The sequence below is a fragment of the Sphingobium sp. JS3065 genome, assembly GCF_026427355.1.
Taxonomy (GTDB): Bacteria; Pseudomonadota; Alphaproteobacteria; order Sphingomonadales; family Sphingomonadaceae; genus Sphingobium.
Window position 1 is genome coordinate 414,858 of sequence record NZ_CP102664.1, and the last position, 25,623, is coordinate 440,480.

Sequence of the window (25,623 nt, forward strand, 5' to 3'; positions counted from 1 at the left end):
GAGGAGAGAGGGCTTGGTGATGGGTGGGAGAATTTTCTACCCATCGCGCACGTTTCTGCTATGTTCCATGGAGATGCGAGATGAATGCCCTGATGTCCAACTTTGACCTCGATAGCGCCGACATCCACCGCTCCTCATCCAAATGGGAGGGGTTATCCGAAATCGATCAGGCGATCCGCGAGAACCGCCTGATGGAATACCGGATCAAGAAGTCGTGGGCGGATCCCTGGGGGCGGAAACTCACACTAACCGCGCTGGCGGTAATTGTTGCTGGTTTTTCGTTCCTGGTGGGGGCGTCATTCGGACTTTGGTGATCTACCAGTAGATTACCACTCCTTCACATCATCGGCAGCCTCGGAGCTCGCCCCTTGCGCCCCCTTGGTGACCGCATCGAGACGCCCTCTGGATGCCCCGATTCGCTGGCGGCCGGCTGCCTGAACGCGTTGGACCTCATCGTGGACGTTGCTGGGAGCCACCTGCGGTACGTTGGACGGCGCGCCGCCACTGATCGAGGCGCGACCGCGAACAGCCGCAGGGCCAGACATTGTGGGACGGGATACCGGTTCTCCCGGCGTAAGCACCAGACGATCGTCGATGCCATCGCGAAGCTGTTCCGCGTAGCTCTCAATGAATTTGCCTTGCAAAGCCTGCCCTTCGGGACTGAGTTGGAAGGTCACGTCGTCGAACCTTACGTTCCCATAGTAGTCGCGGTTGCGCTCGATCTCGGCGAGGCCCCATTCCCGGTATGCCTGAGACAGGTTGAGGCTACCGGCGGCACTGCTGCCCTCGACGAATGCAGCCTGGCTTTCCAGTCTGTTCGCAAGTTCCTCGGCCCGCCGAGCCTCGCGGCTGTAACTTTGTGCTTCGGTCAGAGACGCATTCATGCCGCTGGCCGTGGTTGTTACCGAGGAGCTGGATGAAGTGCTGACGGAACGAACAAACCCGTCGCGTGTGCTCGACCAGTTGCGGCTGTCCGACATCTGCGCAAGGCTACCGAAGATGCGCGAGCGATCTTCCGAGGCAATGCCGATGTCACTGTCAGTCCAGGTTCGATTACCTCCGCCTTTCAAGCCGACGTTTGCAGATGCGACGCCATTTGTGACGCCAGCGCTAGCGCCGGCCTCACCGCCGAGGAACCATGCGGTTGTAATGTCGTCGGCGGCGCGGCGCGAGAGGCCGAACTGGCGCTGCAGGTTGGTCGAGGCCTGATCGACCTCGCTGAATGCGGTCTGGATGCTGTCGGAGTTTGAGGTGCCGGTTGCGCTCTCGAATGCGCTGCCGCGGCTGAACTGGTTGCGCAGTTCGCGGAATTGAGAGACGGCGCTTGCGGTAGATTCCGTAGCGACGTTCGCATAGGTCTCGCTGTTCGAGCGGGCCTGCGAGGCCATGGTGGACAGGCGCGAGGTGAACTCCTGGCCGAGCGTCGGCGTGAACGGATAGCTGGAGTTCGGGAGCTGGTCGTAGCTGGCTTCGGGGAAGCTCGTTGTCGTCGTGCCCGTGTCGCTGAGCGTGCGGGTCTGCGCCGCACCATAGGTGAAGCTTGGCGCAATCGTGCCTTGCGCGAACTGCCGGGTCATCACGCTCGAATTCTCTAGGCTCGTGTTGCCCAGCGCCACATTGCCCGTGCTGGCTTCGCGAGCGGCTTCCTCGGCGGCATTCTGGCTGGGGTTGAGGTAGCTGGTCGCGTGGTGCGAGATCGCCATCGCGCCCTTGGCGACGCCGCCCGCCAGGAACGGCACCGAAGCGATCAGGTAACCGGCAAGCAGGCCGATATCGCTGTTGACGTCGGCCATGCCGGTGAAGCTGGCAAGGCTGAGGCCATTGCTGCCGGCAACGGCGCTCATGTCTGCCGCGCCCTTGAACATCAGCATCATGTGCAGGATCACGAACAGCGGACCCCAAGCAGCGAGATAGAAGAATCCGGTGACATAGCCTTTGAGCGCCAGCGGGCCGGTCTTGGGCAGCAGGAACAGCGGAAACAGCACCGGGAAGAGGGCGTAAAACAGGACCGTCAACACGACATTTAGGAGCGGCACCCATTTCATCGCATTGCTGGCGATCGAGCCATAGGTGCGCTCGGTCTGGATGTCGGCACGGGTCTGGGCATAGACGTCGACATTGCCCGCGCCGCTGGCGCCGCTAAGCGAATGCATCGCCTGGCTCATCGCATTGATCGTCAGGGTCTGCTTGAAAATGTCGGTCGCACTGGCCGACACACCGGCGAGGTACTGGTAAGCGACCGGCAGGTCTGAGAACAGTTTGGCCTTGGCGAGTGCTGCGGTTTGATTGGGGTAAAGCTGACGGCCGAAGACGGTTCCCATGCCGTCGATGAGGCCGGTCCACTGGGCATTCAGGGCATCGAATGCTTCGCGGCAGGTGATGATCGTCGAGGTGACCTGGCCCGAAGCGGCGTCGCGGGTCAGGAAGCGCTGTGCCCGGGCCTGGCTCCCCGGCGCAATCGTCGCCCAGATGTCGTTCGTCTCGGCCAGTTCCTTCATCGAATAGCGGCCAAGCAGCACGTCGTAGAACACGCATTGCCGGAAATGCTCGTCGAGATTGGCGGCGAATTCGGGGTCGGAGATGCGCAAGGACCGTGTCGCATCGTAGAGCCGTGCGCCGTAGATCATGCCGTTGCGCGAATAGTTGAGATCGCCGGGCAGGCCGAACACGACCTCGGCCGAGCCGGTGAGATAGTCGCCGACCTGGCTGGTGAAGCTCGCCATCAGCGCGAGGCCCAGAGGCACATTGCTGACATTGGCCGGTGCCAGGCTGGGGTTCAGCCGGTCGGTCACATGCACGTCGATGCGCGGCACCATCAGGCAGGAATACATGAGCGTCGCGCCGAGGAACCAGTTGATCCACGCGCGCCAGTCCTGGTTGAAGGCGAGGGTCAGCGCTGAGAGCGCCAGCCCCATTACCATCACCACCTGGAGCAGGCTCTTGTAGCCGCCGTTGCCGGTCCATGCCGCGACTGCCTGGAACACGTTGACCAGGTAGTCGCCGCCGCCAACCGTGAAAATCTCGACCATTGCATTCGCATCCTGCGAAGAGGGGGAAGAAGGGAAGCGTCAGTGGGTGAGGGCGCGGCTCTGGACCCCGCGCGACCAGTCGAGCGCGGCAGCCATGCCCGGCGACATCTGGGTCGCGAGCACGTTCTCGATGAACGCTGTCTTCTCGATGATCTGCATGATCGCGGTGACGCGCAGATGCGTGTTCGCCTGCCGGTCGGCGAGCGCCTGGCGCACCACGTTCACCTGGCCCTGCCACATGGCAATCTTGGCTTCGTCGGCGCCGATGAAGCTCGACATCGACCGGCCCGCTTCGCTGACGATCCGGTCCAGGACCGCGAACAGCAGATCGACACTGGCGATCTCCGCCAGCGTTTCGCGGTCATCGGTCGGCATACCGCGGCCATAGGCGGCCTGGACGGTCAGGATCTTGTAGAGCGGGATCGAGGCGACCTGGAGCAGTTCCTTCTGCGCATCGGTGATCGGGGTGTCGTCGTGGATCGCCTGGACCATGCCGTCGATGAGCGCCGCGACCCGCGGCCGCAGCGCCTTCGACGCTGGCAGCGCGAACGACTTGAAGCCGGGATCGAGGCACTTGTCGGTCTCATCGCAGTTGAAAATGAGGACACGGTTGGCCCCGGTCCCATCGAGCAGCGAGGTCACGAGCGTCGAGGAGGCTTCGCCGGCGATCGGCACGAACTTGCCCGGCTCGTCGTCCTTGGGCGGCACATAGATGATCGTGCCGATGAGCGTCATCGCATATTCGGCCAGTTCGCGGTCGAACGTCCCGCCGGGTGAGAAGAATGCCGACTTCTTGAGGATGGTCCAGGTGTAGTTCCGAGCCACCCCGGGATTGACGTCATCGTACTTGCCCGACCCTTGCGCCGTAGTGCTGGCGCGCTGGCCCTTGGTGCCGCAGCCATGTTTGGCGGCAGCATAGTCGGTGAAGATGCCTTCAGAGTTTCCGATCGCCTCGCAGATCGCCTTGTCGGCAAGGTCGCCCTTGGGCCAGATGCCGCCGACCAGACCCTGGGCCATCTCGCAGCTGTTGATGTTGAGGTTGTTCATGAGCTGAGCCTTCTGGCTGAACTCCTGCATGATCTTCGAACATTCCGGGCAGACCGTGTCGATCGCGAGGCTGAAGGCAAAACCGACCGCATTGTTGGCGACCGCTTTCAGCATCGCGACGATCTCGCTGGCATTGATGAAGCTGAATGAGCCGGCGAAGATATCGATACCGCCGCAGCCGGCGCGCGCGCGCGGCAGTTGCAGGTTGGCGATGTTGGTCGTCTTTTGGGGGAAGCGCGTCCAGACGTTGCCGAGGCTGTAATAACCTGCCGACTGGCCCTGGAACGCGGTCGGGCCGTTCACATTGGCCGCGCCGCCGACATCGTTCAGGAACGAGTCCATCGAACTGCCGACGTCAGCCGAGACGCTGCTGAGAGGGATGGTGGCCGCGAGGAGCGCGGCGAGCAGCACTGTCTTTGGGCGTTTCATCCTAGTAGTCACGTCCGGCTTCCTTCGATGTGAGGAGGTAAATGCGGTCCTGAAGTTCGTCGGCGGACATCACGCCGTAGCCGACCGGGATTGCGCGGCCCTTGGCGGCGTCCCACAGCACAACCGCCGGCGTGACCTTGGGCTCGAGCCCCATGCGGGTGCGCTGGTTGGTCTCGACGGTGTAGCTCGGGAAATGCCGTGAGGGGCCGCCGTCGGTCGAGATCGCGCGCACTGTGATGTGCCAGGTCGATGCAACGCCTTGGACGATCGGCGACATGACCTCGCAGGCGCCGCAGCTCTGCGCGAAGAAGTAGAACAGGCCGTATCGCTGCGAGAGATTGCCCATGACCGTGTCGCGCTCGGAAGTCCGCGCGTCCTGCCATTGGCGTTTGCCCAGCGTCGAGACGGGGCGTTGCAGCGTATAGTCGAGGTCGGGGTCCTGCCAGATCGCCCGCTGCCAGACATCGCTGAACAGCGAGGCGCGGTCGAGCTGTTCGCGCTGGAACCGGATATAGGCCGTCACATTGGCGGGGGTCGGCTCCAGGATCGCCTTGGCCTTGAGTTCGCGCAAGGTCGCCGTGACCGCGTCGAGCTGGCTGGTCGCGCTGGCACTCGGGGCCGGAATGGCCGCGTCCTGCTCGGGCTGCCTGGGCCTGGTGCAGTAGAACCAGTATCCGAGCCTGCGCTGCTCGCAGTAGAAGCTGTCCTGCTTTTCGCTGGTCGTAACAAGCGGCGGCTCCTCGGCCGACGCCGGGGCGGCTGGAAGCGGGCAGGAGGCGATGAGCGTGAGGCAGGCGGCCAGAAGCCGCCGCCTGACCTTACTGGCGTGCGCGGGCATAGTAGTCCTCGATTTTCTGCTGGATTTCGGTGGCAGCCTGCAGTTCGTCAGGCAGGCGGGCGGCATCGGTGAACTCGGCATAGACCTCGCTGAAATCCATCTTCGAGAGGTCGAGCCGGGCGAACTCGTCGATAGTGAAGCCAAGGCACTGCTCGGTCTTGGGCTTGCCCCAGGGCCTGCCGAGCTGCTGGCGGCCCTGCTCCTGGAGGATACGCGAGAGCTTGGATTCGAAGCAGCAGTAGACCTTCTTCTTGGTCAGGCAGACGCCGAGGAACGAGGACGAGCAATAGGTCCCGACATAGGCGCACAGGCCTTGCACATCGCGCTCGTGGAGCAGCATCTCCTCGCGGCTGCACCCCAGCGCCACGAGCAACTGGATCCCCGGGATGAGCGGGAAGCCCTTGCCCTTGCAGCAATTGAGAATGCCGAAGACCTTGGACGAACAGGTTTCGCGGGTGCCCTTGAACAGGCTGAGGGTGTCGGGATCGAACTCGCGGCGTGCCTGCCCCATCGCATTGAGGGCAACCGCGGCATCCTTGAACTCGTCATTGGCCTCGCGCTCGATCGTCTCGCACGAGCCGTCGATGCAGTAGACGTCGCCGTCGCAGATGAACTGGTTTGTGCTCGCCGGCTGGTCGGGAACCGGGCAGTCATAAACCCGCTCCCAGGTCCGGCATGGCTCGTCTGTCAGGCAATCTTCGCGCACCAGTTTGCAGCCGGGCGTGCTCTCCAGCGTCTGGCAGTCCTGCGCCTCGGTATAGGTCGCGCAAGCGTAGCTGCGCGACCAGGCCCAGCAGGGCTGGGTGACGGCCACGCCATCGACGATGCGCGTCACCGGATCGCTGTCGGCGCAAGTCTCGGTATCCTTCTGGCAGGTGCTGTCACCGGCGAGGCTGGCGCACTGGCTTTCGTCGCGGGTCGCCGTGACGACATTCTCGCCAGTCACCGTATAGGGCGTCGCGCCATCGACCGGTGACGTGCAGCTGACCAGATCGACCCGGAGGTCGCCCGAGTTGCAACCCCAGTAGATGCCCAGATAGGGATCGCACAGGTTGATCGGGTACGACTGCGTGACCGTGCATTGCGGCGCTGGATAGCGGTTGCAGTTGTAGACCGTAGCTGGATCGACCCCGCTGCCGCCAACGCAATAATAGCCGTAGACCTGCCGCTGCTCGACCCTGACGGTGAGCGTCACCGGGCAGTTCTTCATCTCCTGGGTCGCTGTATAGCCGGTGTTGCAGGTGGCCATGTAGCGTGCGGCGCTGCCGGTTCCCGGAGGCAGGGGGACGCAGCGGCCTTGCGTGCCGCCGATCGCCATACCGCTCGTATAGGAGAGCGGATCGTCACTAATGACCTTGCTGCGCGCAATAGTCGCATCGAGATCCTGCGGCGCGAAGCGTGCGCGCCGATCCATTGAATCCTTCATCGTGCGATAGCCGGTGCTGGTGCTCGTCTGACTGGCCGCTTCGCGGCTCATCCGGTCGGGGTCGTCGAAGTAGCCCGATTGGCTCGGCACCCCGCCGAAATTGGGCACCCGGCTGGCATCGGGCTGGACCGTCGCGGCATTTTGCGCCGTCCCGGCCTTGTCCTTGCCGAAAGCTTTCCCGTCGGCCTTGGCGGCGTCCATGGTGCCCTGGGCCTGAGCGTGGGCGAGGGTGGGGCACATGAGTGCGAGCGCGATGCTCGCGAAGAAGGTGCCTTTCATGGCCTTTGCCTTTCAAGTCGGGCGAGATGCTGGGCGGCGAGCTTCGCGCCTGGGCCGCTGCCTTGCGCAAAGGTCGTGAGCGCATGGGCCGTGGTCACGTTGCCGCTCATGCGATCGAAGGGCGGGACGGCGGTGGTGCAATCGAACCCGTCGCACAGGTCGAAGTCGCTCGAGGTGACGACGTAGGCAGGCACGGCTTCGATGTCGAAGGCGCGGAACAGACGCGGGTCGATCCCGACACCATCCATCTGCTCGCCGGGCTTCAGGACACGCGACAAGGCATCGGTCATGACTTTGGCCGAGCCTTGCGTAAGCCCGCGGAACACGACCACGCCGCCGGCGCGCGTCACGTCATCCATCATCTGCCGAAGGGCGGTGGCCGGCATCGACAGCGACGCAAAGGCAATGAAGCGGGGGGCCTCGCCCATGCCTTGCTTGGCCAGGTCGCCGGCATCGACAACCATTCGGTCGAAGTCGAATGTCGGATCGCCGGATTGCCCTCGCGGCTTGGGTTCGTTCGCATAGCGCCGACCGTTGGTCTTGCCGGCTTCAGCGCTTGCAGTGGCTTCGGCCGTGACCGCGCTGGCCCGCGAGCGGGCCTGGGCCGCGAGTGCATCGGCCTCACCGGCTTCGCTTGCCGCTCGCGCGCGGATCGCCTCGAGATCGATGTCCGGGGCGGTGCTCTGGGCAAGCGCGCCGCCGAGGGCCGCCGTGCTCGCAATTGCTGCCAGCACAATATGGTGGAGAGAGGTTTTCATAGCGCGCAACAGTTCCGCTTGCGCCAGACCAGATAGCCCATGTCCTCGCCGATGGCGGGGTAGACCTGGCCTGCCGACATGAAGGTGGTGGAAGCGCCAATGGGCGCGCAGGCGTAGCGGCCCTTGGTCTGCGGATTGGGATTGGTGGCCTGGAAGCGGTATTGCTGCTTGCGCATCACCGGCATCAGATACTTGCCGCACAGGCCCTTGCCGCCCATCGTGCCCCAGGCGACGAGTTCGCGGTGGAGCTTGTAGGCAAAGCGGGCGAGGGCAAGCCGCGAGGCCTGGACATGGCCGATCGTTGCCGAGACGTTGCCGTTGAGCGGATACATCGTGCCTTGGCAGCCCGCGCACCAGAACAGCGCGTCCGACGGCAGCTTGGCTGTCGCGAGGACGCAGTCGGCAGCGCATGCCGCCAGCGCCAGCGGATTGGCGAACAGCACGGCCTCGGGGTTGATGATCGCAGTGAGCTCGCTGTCCTGCCAGAGTGGGTCGATCTCTGTGATGTAGAGAATGTCGATCGAGCCCGATTCAAGGCAGAGGAAATCAGCGACGATCTCCATCCAGTAGATCAGCGGGTACGCATACCAGTGGACGTGCCACTGCGAGTTGTACTGCGTCGCGCCGCCGACCGCCGAGGGACCTGCCATCGACTTGAAGCCAATGTCGAAGCCGGGGTCGAGCTTCATTCCGCCGAGGTTGACGAAGCACCAGGGCTTCATGCTGACGTCGGCAAGCCGCACCGGCTCCCAGAACCCCATGGCAATGCCAGGGCGCAGCCCGCACAGGCACACCGGCAACGCCGGATTGTCGGGGTCTGGTCGCCCCGATGGCCAGATCTTCAGGCCACCGATCGAGATCGGGAACAGGCACGACCAGCAGATATCGGTGATCGGGTTGACGAACTTGCCGGTGCAGCGGCCCGGCCCCGCCGAAGCGGACGCTGGCGAACTGCTGGCAAAAGCCAGGAGCAGCGAGGCGAGAAGCGCAAAGCAGTGCCTTGCTGCTGGGCGAGATTTCCAGATCATGGCTGTTGTCCAGGCTTGGGCCTGATGGCCTGTTCGGTGACGAGGAGGACGCGGCCCTGCTGCTCGACCGTTGCCGGCACCGCGCGGATGCCGAAGCGTTCGACAAGCTTGCCGCCCTGGTCGAAATAGAAACGCCGCTGGCGTGCCTTCATCAGATCGAGCGGGGCGCCGTTCACCAGGATGAACTTGGCCGTCGTTCCGGCGTAGCGCCTGGCGGCCCAGTCAACCTGTGCGGCATCGTCGCCATTGAGGAAGACCAACGGCGCGCGCAGCGGCACCGTATCGAGCGGATTGACCCGGGTGCCGCGCGCCATGATGACCCGGCCCTTGTCATCGCGGATGTCGGCTTCGACCGTGATGGTCGGATCGAAGTTCCAGCGCCGCATGGCCGATGCCGTCACGATTCCCGCGACCGGTGCCGGGCGCTTGACCCGCGCGATGGTCCGCCGCTTCAAATCCTCGTTAAGCCGGGCCGTCTCGCCGGTTTTTTCGAGGTGCTGGAGGCGCGCATGGATCTGCTGGAGGAGATCGGGCTCGATCACCGGCCAGACGGCGCCTTGCTGGCCGTAGTCGCGGGCCTCTGCCTGCCCTGCGAAAATCTGACCGCCGAGAACCAGCGTCAGCGCAGTGACGCACAGGGGAAAGCTGAGCGCCTTCACAACACCGGCCTCCCGACCCCGAGCACGGATCTGGCGCAGATCCAGCCAATCGCGGCGTAACGGCTGTCGAACCCGTCCTTGTGATCGGTCGCCACAAAATAGCAGCCCTTGGGGATGATGCCGGTCGGCCCCAATGCCAGCGGTTCGCCCAGCCGGCTGGCGACCTTGGCGATAGCAACCGCCTTGCCGCCCACAAAGAAGGTGCGACCCTTTTCCGTGACCACGTCACCGGCGATCCCCATGACGCGCTTGCCGAAGGGCTGGGGGGCATTCCCGAAATGCCGGGTCAGCAGCGCCGATGGCGGCGGATCGAACAGGATCAAGTCGCCGCGTGCGGGCACTGCGCTGCGGTCAAGCCAGATTGCCCAGTACGGCAGTGACGGGCTGGCATTGATCATCAGTGCATGGGTCTGCGCGAAGTTCGTCGTCGCGCCGAGCGCGAGCGTAGCAGTGCCAAGCCCGGTCCAGAGGGCAAGCCGCGGCCAGCCCGTGCGGAGCCGGCCAGCGCGGGGCGAGGGAACATCAGCGGCTGGCATGGGCGACGGCCCCCATCCGGCGCGCAACGTCGGCGCGCACTTCGGCGGTCAGATCCGGCACGGTCCCGGCGACCACGGCTTCGGCGACCAGGACGGTGCGGCCTTGCTTTCCGAGCTTTGCGACCGAGGCTTCGACCGCCTTCAAATAGGTCTCGACACGCACCTTCATCGCTTCGGGCGGCCTGCCCGAACGCGCCTCGGCCTCGACAAAGTCACCCATGATCTGGCTGAGCTGGACTGTGACCACCTCGCGGCGCTCGAGCGTGACGATCTTGTGGGTTGCCCAGGCACCCCAGAGCGTCGAACCAATCAGGCTGGCCGTGATTGCGAGCGCGCCGAGCGAGATACCGGCGAAGCGGCGTGGTGCGGTTGATGTTGCCAGAATGTTCCTCACGGGACTTCCTTTCGGGGAGCAAGGGCGGCCGAGACATCGTCGAGGAAGCGCGGCAGGCGCCAGATCACGATGAGCGTGGCCACGCCGAACAGGCCGAGCTTCAGTTCATTGATGAAGCCTGCCTGGGCCGCGGGATCGGCCGCGAGGTAGTGCGCGGCGAGATTGCCGAGGTGCATGAAGAACAGGCCAAGGTCGCCGCCCGCCAGCAGCAGGAAGAAGAGCAGCGGCAGTCCGAGGACCGCGAGGTAGATCGAGCCAAGGTAAGCTCCCGCCTTGATCAGGATGAAGCAGATATCGCGCAGCGGCTGCCGCCAGTGCCGGGTGCTGATGGGGCCGGGCGGGTTGTCGCCGGGCGGCGTTTCCACTTCGCGGTCGAACGGCGAGACAAGGTGAAGGGGCATGGAAAGGTCCTTTGGTTGGCTGGATTCAGTCGTGGTCGGGAAAGGCGATGCGCTCGATCGCATCGGCAAGCTGGTGGCCGCGCGCGATCTCGGCATCGATCGCCGCGAAGGTCTGGGGCGAGCTGGAGAACAGCGTGGCCGAATAGTCGTCGAGCACGAGCCGGCCGATTGTCTCGGTTTCCGGTCCTTTGATGAAGACCTCGGAATAGGAGTTGCCCTGCCGCTTGAGGCTGCGGATCAACGTCTCGGTGCGGTCGTCCATGTCGAGGCGTTTGCTGGCCTTGAAATCGGCGATCGTCTCGGGCTTCTGCTGGAGGATCAGCATCCAGTCGCTGTTCTCGAGTGCCGCCGTCGCACCATCGGACTTGTAGTAGTCGTTCAAGGACTGGGTCGCGGTGGCGAGCGCGCCGCCGTATTTGCGGCAGGTGCGGGCATAGGTTTCGACGAACTCACCCATCGAGCCGCCTTTCAGCATCGACCAGGCCTCGTCGATGAGCAGCAACTTCCTCACCGAGCGTGGGCTTCGCGTCATCGCCTGGCTGGTCATGAACATGATCGCCGAGAGGACCACCGAGCGTAGTTCCTCGCGGGCCGCGAGATCCGACATCTCGAAAACGGTGAAGTCGCTGGTCAGGTCGAGGCTGGCCTGGCCCTCGAAGAAGGCGCCGTACGTGCCGCCCGCCATGAACGGGCCAAGCGCGGTCGCCAGGTCGGCCGCAGTGTCGTGGCCGGAGCTGGCCAGCGCCTCGCCGATCGCGGTGATGGTCGCCTGGGTGCCGAGCTCGCTCCACACCGTGTTCACAGCCCGGTCGATGAGCCCGCGCTCGGTATCGGTGAGCGCGGCGGAATGCCGCGCCATCTGCCCGACGATAGCCTTGACCATGCCAAAGCAGTCGAGGCGGTAATCGTCGTCCTCGTCGGCGCGGGCGGCATCGATCATCGAGAAGGGATTGAGGCAGAAGCCCGCCTTCATCGTGAACTCGACAAACCGGCCGCCCTGGAGCTTGACCGAGTGCTCGAAACTGCGCCCGTCGTCGATCACGACGACCTTGGCGCCGGCTCCGCGCAGCGCTGCGCACATCTCCTGCAGGAGCACCGACTTGCCCGACCCCGACTTGCCGCAGATCGCGACATTGTGGTTGCCGGCCTCGTTCTCGAACGGCGACCAGAAGAAGGGCTGCCCCCGCCGGCCAATGAACAGCATGTGCGGATGCTCGCTGCCGAGATATTCGCCCTGCATCGGCGCGATATTGGCCGCCGTGGTCGAGAGCAGCGTGCGGAAGCGCTTGAGGCGTTCCATGTCGACAGCGAGCCCATCGGCGAGTGTCAGCGGCATGGCGGCGAGCAGACCCTGAATCTGGAGATACCGCTCGTCGGCAAGATCCCAGCCCGCAGCCTTGTAGATCGACTTCACCGCGCGTTCGTGGCGGTCACCAAGCCCGGCCGGGGAAAAGGTCGTGAGGCCATAGAAGACCCTGACCAGACGGCGGCCTTCCTGGAGTTCGGCCTGGACGTGCTGCCATTCGGCCGACTGCTCAGCCAGACGCGGCAGGAAGCGCGCGCTGCGCGTTCCCGCCAGGCTGGTCGTGCGCATGAATTTGAACCCGGCCTTGGCCGCGGCGGCTTCCTGGTCGGGGTAGACAAGGCACAGCATGGTCGCGGTGGGACAAGGAAAACGCAGCTTGTCGGTAAACAGGTCGCCGATCAGGCGTGCACACTCCCAAGGCGCCCAGCGCGGCGGCATGTTGCGCGCGCCAAAATGCCGTACATCGAAGGTGTCGGGATAGACCGTGCCGATTTCGGGCACGCCGTCGTTGAGCGCGCCGGTCGCGCGGAAGCGCTCGGTCTTGAGGTGCATCCGGTCCTCATGGACGATGAGTTCGATGTCGCGCCGGATCGCTTGGTCGGCAATCGGGTCATTGGGGTTATACGGCACGGCATCGTCCTGCGGCGCGGTGGTCGGCGATGTGAGATCGTCGATCAGCGCGATCAGGCCCTGCGGCTCGACTTCGGCGACGCCGAGATTGAGCGACTTCAGCATGGCGATGAGGCCTTCGCGGGTCTGGACCAGCTCCTCATTGGGGACAGCCTTGGCTGCCGGCACGCCCACCGAAATGATCACCTGGTGGTGACGTGCGTGGAACGGTGCGTCGTCCGAGGCCGAGTGCCAGACCATGCCATAGAGGCGGCGTGCCCGGTGGCGGGCGATGGCCTCATAAACGCCGCCCTGGAGATAGCGCGGCGCAAACCACGGAGCGATGATCCGGCTGATGCGCGGGGATGCAAGGTGCAGGACCTGGAGGCAGGCTCCCGGCGGCAGTCCTTCGGAGAAGAACTGCCCCAGGATTTCGCCGGTGCGCTCGTCGGCGCCAATGAGCGGCGTGACCGCCAGGACGAAGCCCTTCGATCGTGCGTTCACATAGAGCCGGCTCTGCGGGTCATAAACCCGGTAGGGTAGCCAGTCCGACAGCATGTCGAGCATCAGCCGCGGACGCGCGTCCTCGGCATGTTCGGCGTCGCCAAGCAGCCCGGTCAGCAGCCGGTCGCACAGGGTTCCGATCGAGACGGCCATCACTTCTTCCCTTCAGGAGATGCGTCCGCAGCCTTGCTGACGGGACCGGCTGCGCTGTTGTCCGGCGCGCTTTCCTGGGCCTTGGCCTTTTTCGTCTTCGCGGCCGCGAGTGCTTCGAGGCTCGGGAACTGCAGGCCGGGCAGGGAAGAGTGTGGCCGAGGGGTCCGATCATGCGGGGGAGAGGACATGTCGAACCCCTCGACCGCCGGTGCCTGAGCACCGGCGATTGCCTCGGCCGCTGTGGAGGGGAGGGCCAGCGGCGAGGCAAGCGGGAAGGGGGAAGTGTCGCCGGTTATCAGCGGCGCATTGGTGTCGGCGGTGCCATCCGGGGTGATGGGGGCCGGGCTCGAAGTATCGGCATCGGAGGCAGCATTCTGCGCGGCTTTCAGTTGCTTGCGCAGCTGACGCATCAGCTCGGGTGCTTCCGCGCCGTCCTTGCGCCGCAGCGCACCGGCCCATTGCGGGTTTTCGACAACCGCCCAGGCCACGGCTTCGTCGTGGAGCGTGCCGGCTTCATCGACATGCGCGGGAAACACGATGCGGATCGTGCGCTCGGCCGTGCGGGCCACATCGCCGCTCGCGATCCCGGCGCGCACCCGTGCCGTCTCAAAGCCGGTGGACGGCAAGTGCCCGAGTTCGGCGGTCGCGCGCTGGTCGATCACATGGGAGGGTGCGCAATCGCCCTTGGGCGCGCGGCAGGTGAAGTCGCCTTCGATGTTGGTGCCGAGGCCCACGCAGCCGCTCGAGACGAGGACAAGCGCGGCGAGCGGGACGAAACGGACGTGGGAAGTCATGGCGATCAGCCTTTCGGGTTGGACGGCGCGGCCGTCAGGAAGGCGCGAAGCGCAGCGGCCGGGCGGTAGCCCTCGATCACCGCGCCATCGGACGGGCGAACGATGACGGGTGTCCCGCCGAAGCCGTGTGCCTTGGCAAAGGCCTCGTTGGCATCGAGCCCGCTGGTGTCGCAGGGCCCCGGTTTAGCGAGGGCGAGGCCCGAGTAGGCTGCGTTCAGCGCCACTTCGGGACGCGGTGAACACAGCACCCGCTCGGAGTCCTTGCGGCTTTGTGCGCCGAAGATCGAAATCGGGCGTTCCTCCACCCGCGCGCCGATCGCCCTCAGCTCCTCCTTCAACTTCTTGCAGTAGCTGCAGTGGAAGTCGGAGAAGACCACGACCCGGGGGCCGTTCGCCGGTCCCCAGTGGATCGCGCCATTGGCGGGAAGTCCGGCGAGCGAGACCGTTTTGGGTGCCGCCGGTCGCTGCGGCGGAGCCTCGTCGCTGTCGCCTTGGCGCCGCGCGGCCCCCGCCGCGAGCAGGTCGGGGTTGAGCGCGAGAAGCCGCGCTGCCGTGAGATCCTGGCGCGCCTCCATGTCGTAGATGCGCCCGATCACAAGATACTTGGCGTGGGCATCGACGTAAAAGAGCGTCGACTTCGAGGCGACCTCGCACAGGCCGCCAAGCCCTGAGCAGTTGATCGCATCGATCGGCGTCTTGGGCAGCCGGAGCTTCAGCGCAGCGCGTACCTTGGCAAGGTCGGGCGCGGTATTGGCAGGGCTCGCGAGATGTGCCGCGCCCCAGCCGGTTCCCGCCGAAAGCGTGGTCAGTGCGACAAGGCCGAGTGCAACTCTTGCCCAGCGGCGGGGCCGCGTTTGCGTTTCTTCGATCATTGGGAATTCCTCACATAGACGCCGTCCAGGAAGACGATCTCGACATCGATGCCGGTCGGCATCTCGACGACGGGCTGGTATTGTTCAGCCCGCTCGATCAGGTATTTGCTGACCGTATCGGCGGCATCGGCCGCGCCCTGCCCGAGGCCGCCGCCGAGAATGTCTCCGGGCGAGAGCTTCGAGCGGGTGCCATCGGCATTGGTGGTGACGCCTGAAAACGTGCTGTTGGCATTGGCGGAGAACCCCCGCCCGAAGCCGCCGACGATGCCGGCGAGCAGCGCCTGGGTGACCAGATTGCCTTCGCGGCTGACGACGCGGCCGCGCACCCCCGACTTGCCGGCAAAGCTGATGAAGCCCTTGACCTCGGAGACCGCGACGCGGCCGCCCGGCTGGTCGCAGGTCATGCGGGCCAGCTTCACATAGACCTTCTCCGATGAGAGATCGCCGCGCGCGGCTCCGTTGACGATGCAGCCCTGGATACGGGTGGTGAGCACCTTGCCGTTCTGCAGGACCGAGCGTGCCGCACCGGTGATCCGCAGGACCACCGGCAGCGGGTCGGTCTGGCTCGCAACCCCTGCCGAGGCATCGACGCCGACAATGACACGCGCCGAGGCATAGGAGTTGGGGGGCAGGAAGTCGGGCGAGTCCTCGACCACCAGCGGCGGGGCGTCGGGCCGCGATACCTTGAGACCGGCAGCATTGCCCTTGTCCCCGGTAAAGCTCATCAGCTTCACTTCTCCGGGTGCGGCACTGTCGGGCGGACTGGCAGCCTGGCCGCCGAGCCCCGGCGGAACCGGCGCACGGCCGCGTGCATCGTAGCCTCCCGCCTGCGGGCCATAGGCGGGCAGCGGAGCCGCTGGTTGAGGGGCGGCTGGCCCGGCTGTGGCTTGTTCCTTCAACCGGGTGTTCTCGGCAGTGATAGCATCGATCGCGGCCTGCCCGTCGGTGCGCATGGCCTGGTTTTCGGCCTTGAGCGCTGCGAGCTCGGCTTCGACTTGTTCGCGCGGAAGCTGGGCGTCCTTGAGCGCCTTCTGCTCGCGGGAGACGGCATCGAGTCGATTGCCATAGACCGCCACGAATTCGCGCTGGGACAGGTCGCGGTTGACGAGGCCCGCCGTGTCGATCGTCTCGCCGCCGCCTGCCTTGCCATCCTGCTTGGGATCGTCCGATCCGAAGATGAACCAGCTCCCGCCGACGAGCAGGACAGCGCCGACACCGGCCAGAAGCAGCTGCTGGCGCCTTGCGGTCCGGGCATTGAGGCGAACGAGATTGCTGCCTTCGTGTTCGTCCGGCTGCGCGCCGGTTTCGGGGGATGCCGCCTCGCGGTTCGTATCAGTCATGGGTCTGCTCCCCATTGGGGCCGACGACATAGGCGGTCGTGCTGGCACCGGGTTCGAGGGTGGGATTGGCGATCGCCACGGCCAGCGCGTCGCGCGGGGCCAGATCCTGCTCGGTGATGGTCATCGGCCGGTTGCCGCGATTGGTGAGATGGATGACCTTGCCGGTGAGTGCCGCGCCGCGGTAATCGGCGATCAACTGCACTTCGAGGGAACCGACGCGCGCTGGAAGTGCAGCCGACTGGCGGATCCGGTAGCCGTCGATCGCGGCGTTGTTCGCCATGGCCTGGACGAGGCGCACCGCGGTTTCGCCCAGTGGGGTCTCGCTTTCCCAGCGGGCCGCATCATTCCTGGCGATCGCTGGATTGGTGATGAAGACCTGTTGGGCCTCGATCCGTTCGACCGGGCAGGCGAGCTTGTAGACGTAGCCCTTCTTCGTCGTGGCGAAGAAGCTGATCTTGGCCGCCGCGTAAGTCTCGGGGACGGAGACATAGATGTCCCCGCGCACCGGCTCGTTGGTGACGGCAAAGTCGTTGTAGGGATAACCGGTCGAGAGCTTCGACACGCTGGCAAACTGGTCGCCGACTAGCGCAAACCGGGTCAGTTCGTGCGCCGAGACCGAGCATTCGATCGTGCCGCCATCGGCGGTCTGCTTGAACTGGTCGGCTTGCGCCGGACTGGCGAGCAGGGCCGCGAGCAGGGGGAGGGCTGCGGCCGTTCGCCGCAGCTGGGGCATGAGTTCCATCACTGGCTCTCCTTGGGTTTGTCGTCGGTGGGAAGCTGGGCAAACCCGGCCAGCGCGAGGCGGAGGCCCCGGTAAGTCCAGGTGAAACGGAAGCGCCGGTCGTCGCTGGCAATCACCTGGGCACCGACAAAGGTCTTGAGCGTGCCCTTGACCTCCGAAGTCAGCCCTTTGGGATCAACCGTCATCGACTTGATGACGAAGGCCTGGGTCACATCGGAACCGCGCTGTTCCTCGACAATCCGCACCAGGTCGGCCTTCAGGCGGCCGTGGCTTGCCGGATCGGCAAGGTCGAGGATCGCCGCCATCCAGTAGTCGAGGCCTTCAGGGCTGCGATTGAGCAGCATCAGCGCCGCATCGCGGGTGACAAACTCGAGGTAATCGGCGCTGGCGCCGGCGCTCGATACTGTCAGCGGCGCGCGCAACGTCGGGAGCAATACAACCTCGCGGTCGCGTGTGGCAGCAAGTCCGCCGGTGACGACGACCGCAAGGGCGAGACCGGCACTCGTCAGCGCGAACATGTTACGCTGCCTGAGCAGCGCCTGGCTGCGTTCATGAGAAAACTGGGCAAGCATGAGCCTCTCCCCTCAACCGGCCAGCAGCCGGCAATGGGAGGGCGGCGTCATCCTGAGGCCGGTGAGCCCCGCAGGCAGATACCAGTAGGCGGCATGCAAAACCCAGGAGCTAGCGCGTCCTGCTTTCGCCTTTCGCAGTGCGAACCAGGCGCCAAACGAGAGCCCGATGCCGATAAAGATATGCTGTGCGAGGATTCCCCAGGTGAAGGGGATGATCATCCCCGCGAACTCGTCGAGGGTCCAGAAGCCGATAAGCTCCGGATCGTCGAGCCGACGGGGAATGATGTACCGATCGTTCATGATGACGCGCGCCCTCCTGTCCGCCGCCGTCAGATGACGGCGGTGACGACCGAAGTGACGATTGGCACGCCCGTGCCGACGCCGATGCCGACGCCAACCGGGACCGCGATCTGCGACAGGGTGAACCGGCCCGAGGCGAGGCCGATGAGTCCGCCCGCGAGGCTCAGCACGGTGATGATCTTGCCGCCCGAGCCTTCGAGAAAGTCGGTGAACTTGGTCAGTGCCGGGGCGAAGGTGGTGTCCGCGCCGGCATAAGCGGCGCTCGCTGCAAGCGCAGCCACCGCGACCGGGAGAACGAGGCTGGCAGCCTGGGTGAAGCGAGGGGCGCTGAGGCGCCGGGGGAGGGCAAGTGCAGGCATGAAGAAAGCTCCGGTTGGAGGGTTGGACACAGCGTCTTGCGTTCGCTGTGTGTTCTTCATGCATCTAGGAAAAGATCGTAGGAAAGTGTGAATGTGTGATGGGACCGAATTGCGGATGCATATGGACAAAAAGAATGTGGGGAGGTGACTGAAAGCGGCGGGATAGACGCATTATAGCCAATATATCGACGCTGGAATCGGCGGAGTGCGACGGCGAATCGCGGCGTGGCCATGTCTCATTTCAAATGGCCTAGAACCTAGATGTTCTATTATTGTTCTTTTCTGTTTCCTACAGGTAGGAGGCTGCGATATGCCTGCGAATCATGCGATCGTGATGGAGTGACGCGACGATGCCCAACCTGCCTTCCATGCCAGACGCGGCCAATGAGCGCCTTGCACGCACGCTGTGCTGCGCAGTGGATGGAGCGGGCAAGCCGCGACACCAGATTGCCCGCGAGGCCGGTATGCACAAGGACACGCTCCTGCGTGTCATCCGCGGCGAACGCCCGATCACACTGGATGAGGCAGCCCGGATCCTTGTGGCTTGCGGCGCTCCTGTGCGCGCCACTCTGGCGCTCGTACTCGCTGGGCATGAAGCGCTCGCCGCGCAGTGGATGCACCATGAGATGGGAGCCTTCCTCGACGAGTTCTTCTCCGTGCTGCCAGGCGAGTTGCACGAAGCGCTCGGCGACAGGATTGGTGATTTGAGACCGCGTTGGGCGATAGGCACTTCGCGCCTGGTTGCGCGCATGTTGTCCAAGCATATCGATGAATTTGCCGATCGCGACCTGTCGCTCGCGATCGGCAGGTGAGGGGGAGGCAACGATCGGAGGGGAACCCGACGATTGCTTTGTCCAAGGATTTTCTCATGGCTCCCACTCAATTGAATACTGACTCGTCAGCTTCGCTTGCACCGGACATCATCCCGGCTCCGCCTGCGCCGCGGCTCATTCGCCTGCCCGAAGTGATGGCGCGTGTCGGAATGAAACGTTCAGCGATTTACCAACGGATGAGCGAAGGTCGATTTCCGAAATCCCGTTCGCTTGGCCCCAAATGTGCCGTCTGGGTCGAGAAGGAAATCGAGGAATGGATTGATCAGGTGGTCAGGTTTGGCAACCATCCGTGAGAGCGCGCTGCTGGCAGGAAGGAAGTTGCAGTTCCGCCAGCGAGCGGTTTTTCAGGCTTAAAAGGCAGAGGCGTGGCTGGGTTCAAACACAACCACGCCCCAATATATTTCCGCCCTGGAGCTTAAGGATCAGGAACCGGCCTTCTCGATCCTAGTGACGGTTCCCGCCTTGCCATCCCAGTCGATCTCGAAGTTGACCTTGTCGCCGACCTTGATGCCCGCGAGCAGTTCCGGCTTTATGGCAAAGCCCATCTTCATGGCAGGCCACTGAAGTTCCGCGATGTCGCCGTGATCGAGCGTCACCATGCCCTTGGCCGCGTCGATCTCGGTCACAGTCCCGACGCCCATGCCGTGCTTCATTTCGGCCGCCATCGGCATTTCGGCCATGCTGCCGGAACTGGCAGCGGCGATTTCTGGCGATTTTGGCGCTTCTGCTTCCTTCTTGCACGCGGCGAGTGACACCACAGCCAAGAGGCTGGACGCAACAATAAGCGATTTCTTCACTTCACTTCTCCTTCGGGTTGAATGGGGGTTTGGGATTTGCGGCGCATCAGCAGATAGGCTGCCGGGATAATGAGCATCGAAAGCAATGGCGCGGTCAGCATTCCGCCGACCACGGGTGCGGCGATCCGGCTCATCACTTCGGACCCGGTGCCGGTGCCGACCAGGATCGGGAAGAGCCCCGCGAGGATCACCGCGACCGTCATCGCTTTGGGCCGGACACGCAGCAGCGCGCCTTCTCGGACGGCGGCAGCGACATCGCCGTCCTGACGGTCAACAAGCGCGTGTTTCAGATAGATCAACATCACCACGCCGAACTCGGCGGCCACGCCCGCCAGCGCGATGAACCCCACGCCGCTTGCGACCGACTGGTTATAGCCGAGCAGATAGAGCAGCCACAGCCCGCCGGTCAGCGCAAACGGCAACGTGCCCATGATGAGCAAAGCCTCGTCCCAGCGGCGAAACGTCAGGTAAAGCAGCGCGAAGATGATCGCCAGCGTGACGGGTACGACGATCTTCATCCGCTCGGTCGCGCGCACGAGGAACTCGAACTGGCCGGTGTACGATACGCTGATGCCGGGCGGGAGTTTGACTTGGCGCGCGATTGCCGTCTGCATGTCCCCTACCAGAGTTTGAAGATCGCGCCCGCGCCCATCGACATAGATCCAGGTAACCGGTCTTCCGTTTTCGCTCCTGAGCATCGGCGGACCATCGCTGATCCGCACATCGGCAACAGTGCCGAGGGTGATCTGTTGACGTGAGGGCGTGAGCACCGGCAGATTGATGATGTCATCAAGACTGTCGCGGATTTCGCGGGGATAGCGCACGCTGATCGGAAAACGCGCCAGCCCCTCGACCGTCTGCCCAATGCTCTCGCCGCCGATCGCGCCTGAGACCACCGCCTGAACATCAGCGACATTGAGGCCGTAACGTGCCGCCGCCGCGCGATTGATGTCGACATCGATATAGCGTCCGCCGGTGAGCCGCTCGGCCAGCGCCGAGGCGACCCCCGGCACGGTCTTGACCACCTGTTCGATCCGCTTCGAGGTGCGATCAATCTCGGCCAGGTCGGAGCCTGCCACCTTGATTCCCACCGGGCTCTTGATGCCTGTGGCCAGCATGTCGATGCGATTGCGGATCGGCGGGATCCAGAAGTTGGCGAGGCCGGGCACTTTGACCCTCGCATCCAGCTCCTCGATCAGCTTCTCCTGCGTCATGCCGGGTCGCCACTCGGATTGCGGCTTGAACCGGATGGTCGTCTCGAACATCTCGAGCGGAGCGGGGTCGGTAGCGGTATCGGCGCGGCCAGCCTTGCCGAACACGCTCTCGACTTCGGGCACGGTCTTGATCAGCCGGTCGGTCTGCTGGAGCAGCAGCGATGCCTTGGCCGCCGAAATGCCGGGGAGTGCCGAAGGCATGTAGAGCAAATCGCCCTCATTCATCTGCGGCATGAACTCGCCGCCAAGCCGGGTCATCGGCCACAGGCTCGTGGCAAAGATCAGGACGGCGATCACCAGTGCCTTCTTTGGCCGATCGAGTACCCAATCCAGCGCAGGGCGGTAGGCGCGGGTCAGCCAGCGGTTGGCCGGATTGGCGTCTTCGCTGGGGATTTTCCCGCGGATCATCAGGCCCATCAGCACCGGGATCAGCGTGATCGACAGCAATGCTGCCGCTGCCATCGCATAGGTCTTGGTGAAGGCGAGCGGCGAGAACAGCCGGCCCTCCTGGCCCTGCAACGAGAAAATCGGAATGAACGAGAAGGTGATGATCAGCAGGCTGAGGAACAGCGCCGGGCCGACTTCCGCCGCGGCATCGGTGATGATCCGCCAGCGCGTCGGGTTATCCGGCTCGCTGCCAGGATGGTCATGGTGCCAGCGTTCGAGATGCTTGTGGGCATTCTCGATCATCACCACTGCCGCATCGACCATCGCGCCGACGGCAATGGCAATGCCGCCCAATGAGAGGATATTGGCGTTCAATCCCTGCGCCCGCATGACGATAAAGGCGATGAGGATACCCAGCGGCAGGGTGAGAATCGCAACCAGCGCCGAGCGCGCGTGCCACAGGAACAGCGCACAGACGAGCGCGACGATGATGAACTCTTCGATCAGCTTGCTGGTGAGGTTTTCCACCGCGCGGTCGATCAGGCCGGAGCGGTCGTAAGTCGTGACGACCTCGACGCCGGCCGGGAGGCTTTTCTTGAGTTCGTCGAGCCTGGTCTTGACGCCCTCGATCACTTCACGGGCATTCTTGCCCTGCCGCATGACTATGACGCCGCCCGCGACCTCGCCCTGGCCATTAAGTTCGGCGATCCCGCGCCGCATGTCGGGGCCGATCTGGACCGTCGCCACATCCCCCAGCATCACCGGAATGCCGCCCGCGGCCGTGCGGATGGGCACGCTGCGGAAATCGTCGAGTGTCTTCAGGTAGCCGCTGGCCCGAACGGTATATTCGGCCTCGGCCATTTCGACCGTGGCGCCGCCGGTTTCCTGATTGGCGCGCTTCAAGGCATCGGCCACTTCCGTCGCCGTGACGCCATAAGCCGCCAGCTTCTGCGGATCGACCACGACCTGATACTGCCTGACCATGCCGCCGATGCTGGCGACCTCGGCGACACCGGGAACAGCCTTCAACTCGTAGCGCAGGAACCAGTCCTGGATCGAACGCATTTGCGCCAGATCGTGCCGTCCGGTCTTGTCGACCAGTGCATATTCGTAAATCCAGCCCACGCCCGTTGCGTCCGGCCCAAGCGAGGCTTTGGCCCCTTCGGGCAGACGGCTCTGCACCTGGCTCAGATATTCGAGCACGCGGCTGCGCGCCCAGTAGAGGTCGGTGCCGTCGTCGAACAGGACATAGACGAAGCTGTCGCCGACGAAGGAATAGCCGCGCACAACGCGTGCGCCGGGAACCGAGAGCATCGTCGAGGTGATCGGATAGGTGACCTGGTTCTCGACAATTTGCGGGGCTTGCCCTGGGTAGGTGGTGCGGATGATGACCTGCACATCGGAGAGATCGGGCAGGGCATCGACCGGAGTGCTCCTGACGGCCGCCACCCCGATGATCGTCAGCACCAGTGCGGCCGCGAGCACCAGCCCGCGCGCCGCAACCGAGGCGCGAATGATCCTGGCGATCATCGGCCACCCTCCAGCGGCCGCACGGCGATACCGGTCAGGCTCGCTTCGGAATCGAGCAGGAACTGCCCTGATGCGACGACCTTCTCGCCAGTGCCAAGTCCGGCAAGCACCTCGGTCTTGCCGCTGCCTTCACGGCCTGTCCTGACTTCCGCCGGATGATAGCGGCCGTCGCCCGTCGCCAGCATGACGATGTTTCGCGTGCCGGTGCGGATAACCGCTTCGCTCGGCACCAGCAGTGCAGGCTTTGCGTCCCCGCCCAGCGTAACCTGAGCGAACATACCGGGGCGCAGGCGGCCACCCCGATTGGCAAGCTCGATACGCACTGTCAGCGTGCGACTGTCGGTCTGCGTGGTAGGCAGAATGGCAATCACCCGCCCGCCAAAGTTCTCACCCGGGAAAGCGGTGAGTGCCGCTGCCGCATTTTGCCCGACCCTGACGCTCCCGGCCTGCGCTTCGGGAACGGCGGCATTGAGCCAGACAGTCCCGATGCCAGTGACTTGCGCGAGCGTCTGTCCCTGCGCCAGGGTCACACCTTGCCGGGCATCGAGCGATTGGATTACGCCTGTGATCGGCGAGGTGATCGTCACTGTGCCATTGGTGCGGCCTGTCCGCTCAACCTGAGTGATCAGGTTGTCGGACATGCCCATCAGCCGCAACCGCTGCCGCGCGGCTGCCAATAGTTCAGGCTTGCCGAGCCGCTTGACACTGAGGAACTCGGTTTGAGCACCGCCCCACTCGGGCAATTGCACATCGGCGATGGGTGCGCCCGCGCCGATCACATCGCCGGGCGCGCGGCCATAGACGCGCGAGACGAAGCCGCCCGAACGCGCCTGAACGATCGCCACATCGCGCTGGTTGAAGTCGATATTGCCGGTCGCAATGAGCGTGGCGGAGAGATTGCCCATCTCGGCGGCGACAACCCGGATACCCAGATTCTGCATCGCCGCCGGGTCGATGCTGACCCCCTGTGCCGCCGTCCCGCCTGCCCCTTCATCGGCATACTTGGGGACAAGCTGCATATCCATGAAAGGCGACTTGCCGGGCTTGTCGAACTTCTGGTTCGGAAACATCGGGTCGTAATAATAGAGCGCCTTGCGCGCACCTTCGCTCGCCGTCGCTGGTGCCGCTTCGCCATTCCCCCGCTGTCCGAGCCAATATCCGCCGCCACCCGCGATCAGAACAGCTGCCAGTATCCCGGCGCGCCAGCGCGCCGCCGTTGAAACCTCCATGTTCATGGCCGCATTTCTCCATAGGTAAAATTGATCCGGATCGCGTCGCGTGCGACGTCGGCCTCGCGCGCCAAGGCATCAACTTCGGCTTCCGCGAGCGCCAGGCTCGAGAGCAGCGCGTTGCCGAGGTCCAGCTTGCCCGCAGCGTAACTTGCCATGTCGAGTTCAGCCCGGCGCTTGGCGAGAGGCACAAGTGTATTCCGCGCATTCATAAGCCGCTGATGGTGCATGGTATGGTCCGCAAGATCGCCTTCAAGCGCGGCCGCGAATTCGCGTTCCCCGGCCGTGCGCAGCAGCCTTGCCCGTTCCGCTTCGCTCGCTCGCGCGGCAATAATGGGATCCTGCCGGCGTTTGGCGAACAGCGGCAGATCGATGCTGACTCCAACCGATACCATGTCACCATAGGCGGGGTCGCGGCGACCATAGGAGGTGCTGACACGCCAATCGGGGCGCTTGTCGGCGCGGGCAAGTCCGGTTTCTGCATCCGCCGCGCTTACGTCGGCGTCGAGTGCCTGCAGACTGGGAAGCGAAGCCAACCCCGCCACCAGCCGGGCACGATCGACCTCAAGGACAGGCGGATCGCCCGACACGTCGGCCAGGGGATCGCCGGTAAAGCGCGCCAGCCTCGCCTGCGCCTTGGCGACATCGGCTGTAAGTTCGCTGCGGCGGTCGTTAACCGCAGCCCGCAACTGATCGGGTTCGAGCGCTGCGCTGGGCCGCGCCGAACCGGAAGCCAGTCTAGCAGAGACCGTCGCCTGGAGGTCGCCGAGGCTGTGATCCAGAACCTGCAACTGCGCGAGCCGCCGCTTGGCATAATAGAGATCCACCCATGCGAGCGCGGTCTCACGGCGGACATTCTGCGCCTCGACCGCAAGGACAGCTTCGGCGACGCCGATGCCCGCCTGGGCGCGGGTCCGCTCAGCGCGGCGTTTTGCCGGATTGGGAATAGCCTGCTCCACACCGATGCGCGCCATCGTCATGCTTTCGCGGGTGAAGCTGAAGGCGGGAGGGCCTGAAACGGGGAAGTTGTCGATGCCAACAGACAGGGTCGGGTCGGGTAGCCGTCCTGACGCAGTCTCGGCAGAACGTGCGGCATCGACACCGGACGCGCTCGCCTTAAGCGATGGCGCCTCGTTTGCGGCACGCTGGAGCGCGGCACCGAACGTCAGCGGCTCGGCCGGAGCTGCGCTTGGAACGACCGCAACCGATAGGGTCGCGAGAGCCGCCACGGCAGTGGCGGGCGCAATAATCATCTTCA

25 protein-coding genes are annotated in these 25,623 nt (G+C 64.6%); 3 read left to right on the top strand and 22 right to left on the bottom strand.

Annotation, left to right across the window (positions count from 1 at the left end; all coding sequences use genetic code 11):
* The first annotated feature begins 80 nt into the window (after positions 1-80).
* On the top strand, positions 81-314 hold the full coding sequence (locus NUH86_RS02085) for a hypothetical protein (protein WP_267251051.1): 234 nt from the start codon (positions 81-83) through the stop codon (positions 312-314).
* Positions 315-326: 12 nt separating this feature from the next.
* On the opposite strand, the gene NUH86_RS02090 is transcribed toward NUH86_RS02085, so the two are convergent.
* From NUH86_RS02090 to NUH86_RS02175, 18 genes are read right to left on the bottom strand one after another with little or no spacing between them, the layout of a single operon-like run.
* Entirely contained in the window at positions 327-3,029 is a 2,703-nt protein-coding gene (locus tag NUH86_RS02090; protein WP_267251053.1) for a conjugal transfer protein TraG N-terminal domain-containing protein, read from the bottom strand.
* Positions 3,030-3,068: 39 nt separating this feature from the next.
* Positions 3,069-4,505, bottom strand: coding sequence for a conjugal transfer protein TraH (locus NUH86_RS02095; RefSeq protein ID WP_267251055.1), 1,437 nt, complete (start codon positions 4,503-4,505; stop codon positions 3,069-3,071).
* A 1-nt stretch (position 4,506) separates the two neighbouring features.
* Positions 4,507-5,343 (bottom strand): conjugal transfer protein TraF, encoded by an 837-nt coding sequence (locus tag NUH86_RS02100; protein ID WP_267251056.1) that lies wholly within the window; start codon positions 5,341-5,343, stop codon positions 4,507-4,509.
* On the bottom strand, positions 5,324-7,048 hold the full coding sequence (locus NUH86_RS02105) for a conjugal transfer protein TraN (RefSeq protein WP_416365336.1): 1,725 nt from the start codon (positions 7,046-7,048) through the stop codon (positions 5,324-5,326). The genes NUH86_RS02100 and NUH86_RS02105 overlap by 20 nt, the downstream gene beginning before the upstream one ends.
* Entirely contained in the window at positions 7,045-7,806 is a 762-nt protein-coding gene (gene trbC, locus NUH86_RS02110; protein ID WP_267251057.1) for a type-F conjugative transfer system pilin assembly protein TrbC, read from the bottom strand. The genes NUH86_RS02105 and trbC overlap by 4 nt, the downstream gene beginning before the upstream one ends.
* Positions 7,803-8,834, bottom strand: a complete 1,032-nt coding sequence (traU, locus tag NUH86_RS02115) for a conjugal transfer pilus assembly protein TraU (RefSeq protein WP_267251058.1) — start codon at positions 8,832-8,834, stop codon at positions 7,803-7,805. The genes trbC and traU overlap by 4 nt, the downstream gene beginning before the upstream one ends.
* Positions 8,831-9,472, bottom strand: coding sequence for a type-F conjugative transfer system protein TraW (traW, locus tag NUH86_RS02120; RefSeq protein WP_267252006.1), 642 nt, complete (start codon positions 9,470-9,472; stop codon positions 8,831-8,833). The genes traU and traW overlap by 4 nt, the downstream gene beginning before the upstream one ends.
* 17 nt (positions 9,473-9,489) lie before the next feature.
* Positions 9,490-10,029, bottom strand: a complete 540-nt coding sequence (locus tag NUH86_RS02125; protein ID WP_267251059.1) for a S26 family signal peptidase — start codon at positions 10,027-10,029, stop codon at positions 9,490-9,492.
* Positions 10,016-10,423 carry a TrbI F-type domain-containing protein gene (locus NUH86_RS02130; protein ID WP_267251060.1) on the bottom strand — a complete coding sequence of 136 codons (408 nt, stop codon included), beginning with the start codon at positions 10,421-10,423 and terminating at the stop codon, positions 10,016-10,018. The genes NUH86_RS02125 and NUH86_RS02130 overlap by 14 nt, the downstream gene beginning before the upstream one ends.
* The gene (locus NUH86_RS02135; protein ID WP_267251061.1) at positions 10,420-10,824 is read right to left on the bottom strand and encodes a hypothetical protein; all 405 of its coding nucleotides are present in this window, start codon (positions 10,822-10,824) and stop codon (positions 10,420-10,422) included. The genes NUH86_RS02130 and NUH86_RS02135 overlap by 4 nt, the downstream gene beginning before the upstream one ends.
* Positions 10,825-10,849: 25 nt before the next feature.
* Positions 10,850-13,396, bottom strand: coding sequence for a type IV secretion system protein TraC (traC, locus tag NUH86_RS02140; RefSeq protein WP_267251062.1), 2,547 nt, complete (start codon positions 13,394-13,396; stop codon positions 10,850-10,852).
* Positions 13,396-14,190: a conjugal transfer protein TraV gene (locus NUH86_RS02145; RefSeq protein WP_267251063.1), complete on the bottom strand. Its 795-nt coding sequence runs from the start codon at positions 14,188-14,190 to the stop codon at positions 13,396-13,398. The genes traC and NUH86_RS02145 overlap by 1 nt, the downstream gene beginning before the upstream one ends.
* 5 nt (positions 14,191-14,195) lie before the next feature.
* Positions 14,196-15,062: a DsbC family protein gene (locus NUH86_RS02150; protein WP_267251064.1), complete on the bottom strand. Its 867-nt coding sequence runs from the start codon at positions 15,060-15,062 to the stop codon at positions 14,196-14,198.
* Entirely contained in the window at positions 15,059-16,402 is a 1,344-nt protein-coding gene (locus NUH86_RS02155) for a TrbI/VirB10 family protein (RefSeq protein ID WP_267251065.1), read from the bottom strand. The genes NUH86_RS02150 and NUH86_RS02155 overlap by 4 nt, the downstream gene beginning before the upstream one ends.
* The gene (locus NUH86_RS02160) at positions 16,395-17,135 is read right to left on the bottom strand and encodes a type-F conjugative transfer system secretin TraK (RefSeq protein WP_267252007.1); all 741 of its coding nucleotides are present in this window, start codon (positions 17,133-17,135) and stop codon (positions 16,395-16,397) included. The genes NUH86_RS02155 and NUH86_RS02160 overlap by 8 nt, the downstream gene beginning before the upstream one ends.
* A gap of 8 nt (positions 17,136-17,143) precedes the next feature.
* Positions 17,144-17,716: a type IV conjugative transfer system protein TraE gene (locus NUH86_RS02165; protein ID WP_096061604.1), complete on the bottom strand. Its 573-nt coding sequence runs from the start codon at positions 17,714-17,716 to the stop codon at positions 17,144-17,146.
* A gap of 12 nt (positions 17,717-17,728) precedes the next feature.
* Positions 17,729-18,016, bottom strand: a complete 288-nt coding sequence (traL, locus tag NUH86_RS02170; RefSeq protein WP_267251066.1) for a type IV conjugative transfer system protein TraL — start codon at positions 18,014-18,016, stop codon at positions 17,729-17,731.
* A 29-nt stretch (positions 18,017-18,045) separates the two neighbouring features.
* Entirely contained in the window at positions 18,046-18,375 is a 330-nt protein-coding gene (locus tag NUH86_RS02175) for a hypothetical protein (RefSeq protein WP_267251067.1), read from the bottom strand.
* Between the two features lie 350 nt (positions 18,376-18,725).
* Here NUH86_RS02175 and NUH86_RS02180 point away from each other — a divergent pair, with 350 nt between their 5' ends.
* Both NUH86_RS02180 and NUH86_RS02185 read left to right on the top strand, forming a co-directional pair.
* Entirely contained in the window at positions 18,726-19,187 is a 462-nt protein-coding gene (locus NUH86_RS02180) for a helix-turn-helix domain-containing protein (protein ID WP_267251068.1), read from the top strand.
* A 56-nt stretch (positions 19,188-19,243) separates the two neighbouring features.
* Positions 19,244-19,501: an AlpA family transcriptional regulator gene (locus NUH86_RS02185; protein ID WP_416365353.1), complete on the top strand. Its 258-nt coding sequence runs from the start codon at positions 19,244-19,246 to the stop codon at positions 19,499-19,501.
* A gap of 129 nt (positions 19,502-19,630) precedes the next feature.
* On the opposite strand, the gene NUH86_RS02190 is transcribed toward NUH86_RS02185, so the two are convergent.
* Genes NUH86_RS02190 through NUH86_RS02205 form a run of 4 tightly spaced genes read right to left on the bottom strand, consistent with a single transcriptional unit; the run spans position 19,631 to position 25,618 of the window.
* Positions 19,631-20,005, bottom strand: a complete 375-nt coding sequence (locus NUH86_RS02190) for a copper-binding protein (RefSeq protein WP_267251070.1) — start codon at positions 20,003-20,005, stop codon at positions 19,631-19,633.
* Entirely contained in the window at positions 20,002-23,136 is a 3,135-nt protein-coding gene (locus tag NUH86_RS02195; protein WP_267251071.1) for an efflux RND transporter permease subunit, read from the bottom strand. Before NUH86_RS02195 ends, NUH86_RS02190 begins: the two co-directional genes overlap by 4 nt.
* Positions 23,133-24,371: an efflux RND transporter periplasmic adaptor subunit gene (locus tag NUH86_RS02200; RefSeq protein ID WP_267251072.1), complete on the bottom strand. Its 1,239-nt coding sequence runs from the start codon at positions 24,369-24,371 to the stop codon at positions 23,133-23,135. The genes NUH86_RS02195 and NUH86_RS02200 overlap by 4 nt, the downstream gene beginning before the upstream one ends.
* On the bottom strand, positions 24,368-25,618 hold the full coding sequence (locus NUH86_RS02205; protein ID WP_416365354.1) for a TolC family protein: 1,251 nt from the start codon (positions 25,616-25,618) through the stop codon (positions 24,368-24,370). The genes NUH86_RS02200 and NUH86_RS02205 overlap by 4 nt, the downstream gene beginning before the upstream one ends.
* Between the last annotated feature and the right edge of the window lie 5 nt (positions 25,619-25,623).

Excerpts from the sequence above, each read along its gene's own strand:
- NUH86_RS02155 (WP_267251065.1), bottom strand. The coding sequence starts at position 16,402 with ATGACTGATACGAACCGCGAGGCGGCATCCCCCGAAACCGGCGCGCAG.
- NUH86_RS02095 (WP_267251055.1), bottom strand. The coding sequence starts at position 4,505 with ATGAAACGCCCAAAGACAGTGCTGCTCGCCGCGCTCCTCGCGGCCACC.
- NUH86_RS02090 (WP_267251053.1), bottom strand. The coding sequence starts at position 3,029 with ATGGTCGAGATTTTCACGGTTGGCGGCGGCGACTACCTGGTCAACGTG.
- traC (WP_267251062.1), bottom strand. The coding sequence starts at position 13,396 with ATGGCCGTCTCGATCGGAACCCTGTGCGACCGGCTGCTGACCGGGCTG.
- NUH86_RS02150 (WP_267251064.1), bottom strand. The coding sequence starts at position 15,062 with ATGATCGAAGAAACGCAAACGCGGCCCCGCCGCTGGGCAAGAGTTGCA.
- NUH86_RS02135 (WP_267251061.1), bottom strand. The coding sequence starts at position 10,824 with ATGCCCCTTCACCTTGTCTCGCCGTTCGACCGCGAAGTGGAAACGCCG.
- NUH86_RS02165 (WP_096061604.1), bottom strand. The coding sequence starts at position 17,716 with ATGCTTGCCCAGTTTTCTCATGAACGCAGCCAGGCGCTGCTCAGGCAG.
- trbC (WP_267251057.1), bottom strand. The coding sequence starts at position 7,806 with ATGAAAACCTCTCTCCACCATATTGTGCTGGCAGCAATTGCGAGCACG.
- NUH86_RS02205 (WP_416365354.1), bottom strand. The coding sequence starts at position 25,618 with ATGATTATTGCGCCCGCCACTGCCGTGGCGGCTCTCGCGACCCTATCG.
- NUH86_RS02145 (WP_267251063.1), bottom strand. The coding sequence starts at position 14,190 with ATGACTTCCCACGTCCGTTTCGTCCCGCTCGCCGCGCTTGTCCTCGTC.
- NUH86_RS02180 (WP_267251068.1), top strand. The coding sequence starts at position 18,726 with ATGCCCAACCTGCCTTCCATGCCAGACGCGGCCAATGAGCGCCTTGCA.
- NUH86_RS02185 (WP_416365353.1), top strand. The coding sequence starts at position 19,244 with ATGGCTCCCACTCAATTGAATACTGACTCGTCAGCTTCGCTTGCACCG.
- traU (WP_267251058.1), bottom strand. The coding sequence starts at position 8,834 with ATGATCTGGAAATCTCGCCCAGCAGCAAGGCACTGCTTTGCGCTTCTC.
- NUH86_RS02175 (WP_267251067.1), bottom strand. The coding sequence starts at position 18,375 with ATGCCTGCACTTGCCCTCCCCCGGCGCCTCAGCGCCCCTCGCTTCACC.
- NUH86_RS02100 (WP_267251056.1), bottom strand. The coding sequence starts at position 5,343 with ATGCCCGCGCACGCCAGTAAGGTCAGGCGGCGGCTTCTGGCCGCCTGC.
- NUH86_RS02200 (WP_267251072.1), bottom strand. The coding sequence starts at position 24,371 with ATGAACATGGAGGTTTCAACGGCGGCGCGCTGGCGCGCCGGGATACTG.
- NUH86_RS02160 (WP_267252007.1), bottom strand. The coding sequence starts at position 17,135 with ATGCCCCAGCTGCGGCGAACGGCCGCAGCCCTCCCCCTGCTCGCGGCC.
- NUH86_RS02195 (WP_267251071.1), bottom strand. The coding sequence starts at position 23,136 with ATGATCGCCAGGATCATTCGCGCCTCGGTTGCGGCGCGCGGGCTGGTG.
- NUH86_RS02125 (WP_267251059.1), bottom strand. The coding sequence starts at position 10,029 with ATGCCAGCCGCTGATGTTCCCTCGCCCCGCGCTGGCCGGCTCCGCACG.
- traL (WP_267251066.1), bottom strand. The coding sequence starts at position 18,016 with ATGAACGATCGGTACATCATTCCCCGTCGGCTCGACGATCCGGAGCTT.
- NUH86_RS02105 (WP_416365336.1), bottom strand. The coding sequence starts at position 7,048 with ATGAAAGGCACCTTCTTCGCGAGCATCGCGCTCGCACTCATGTGCCCC.
- NUH86_RS02085 (WP_267251051.1), top strand. The coding sequence starts at position 81 with ATGAATGCCCTGATGTCCAACTTTGACCTCGATAGCGCCGACATCCAC.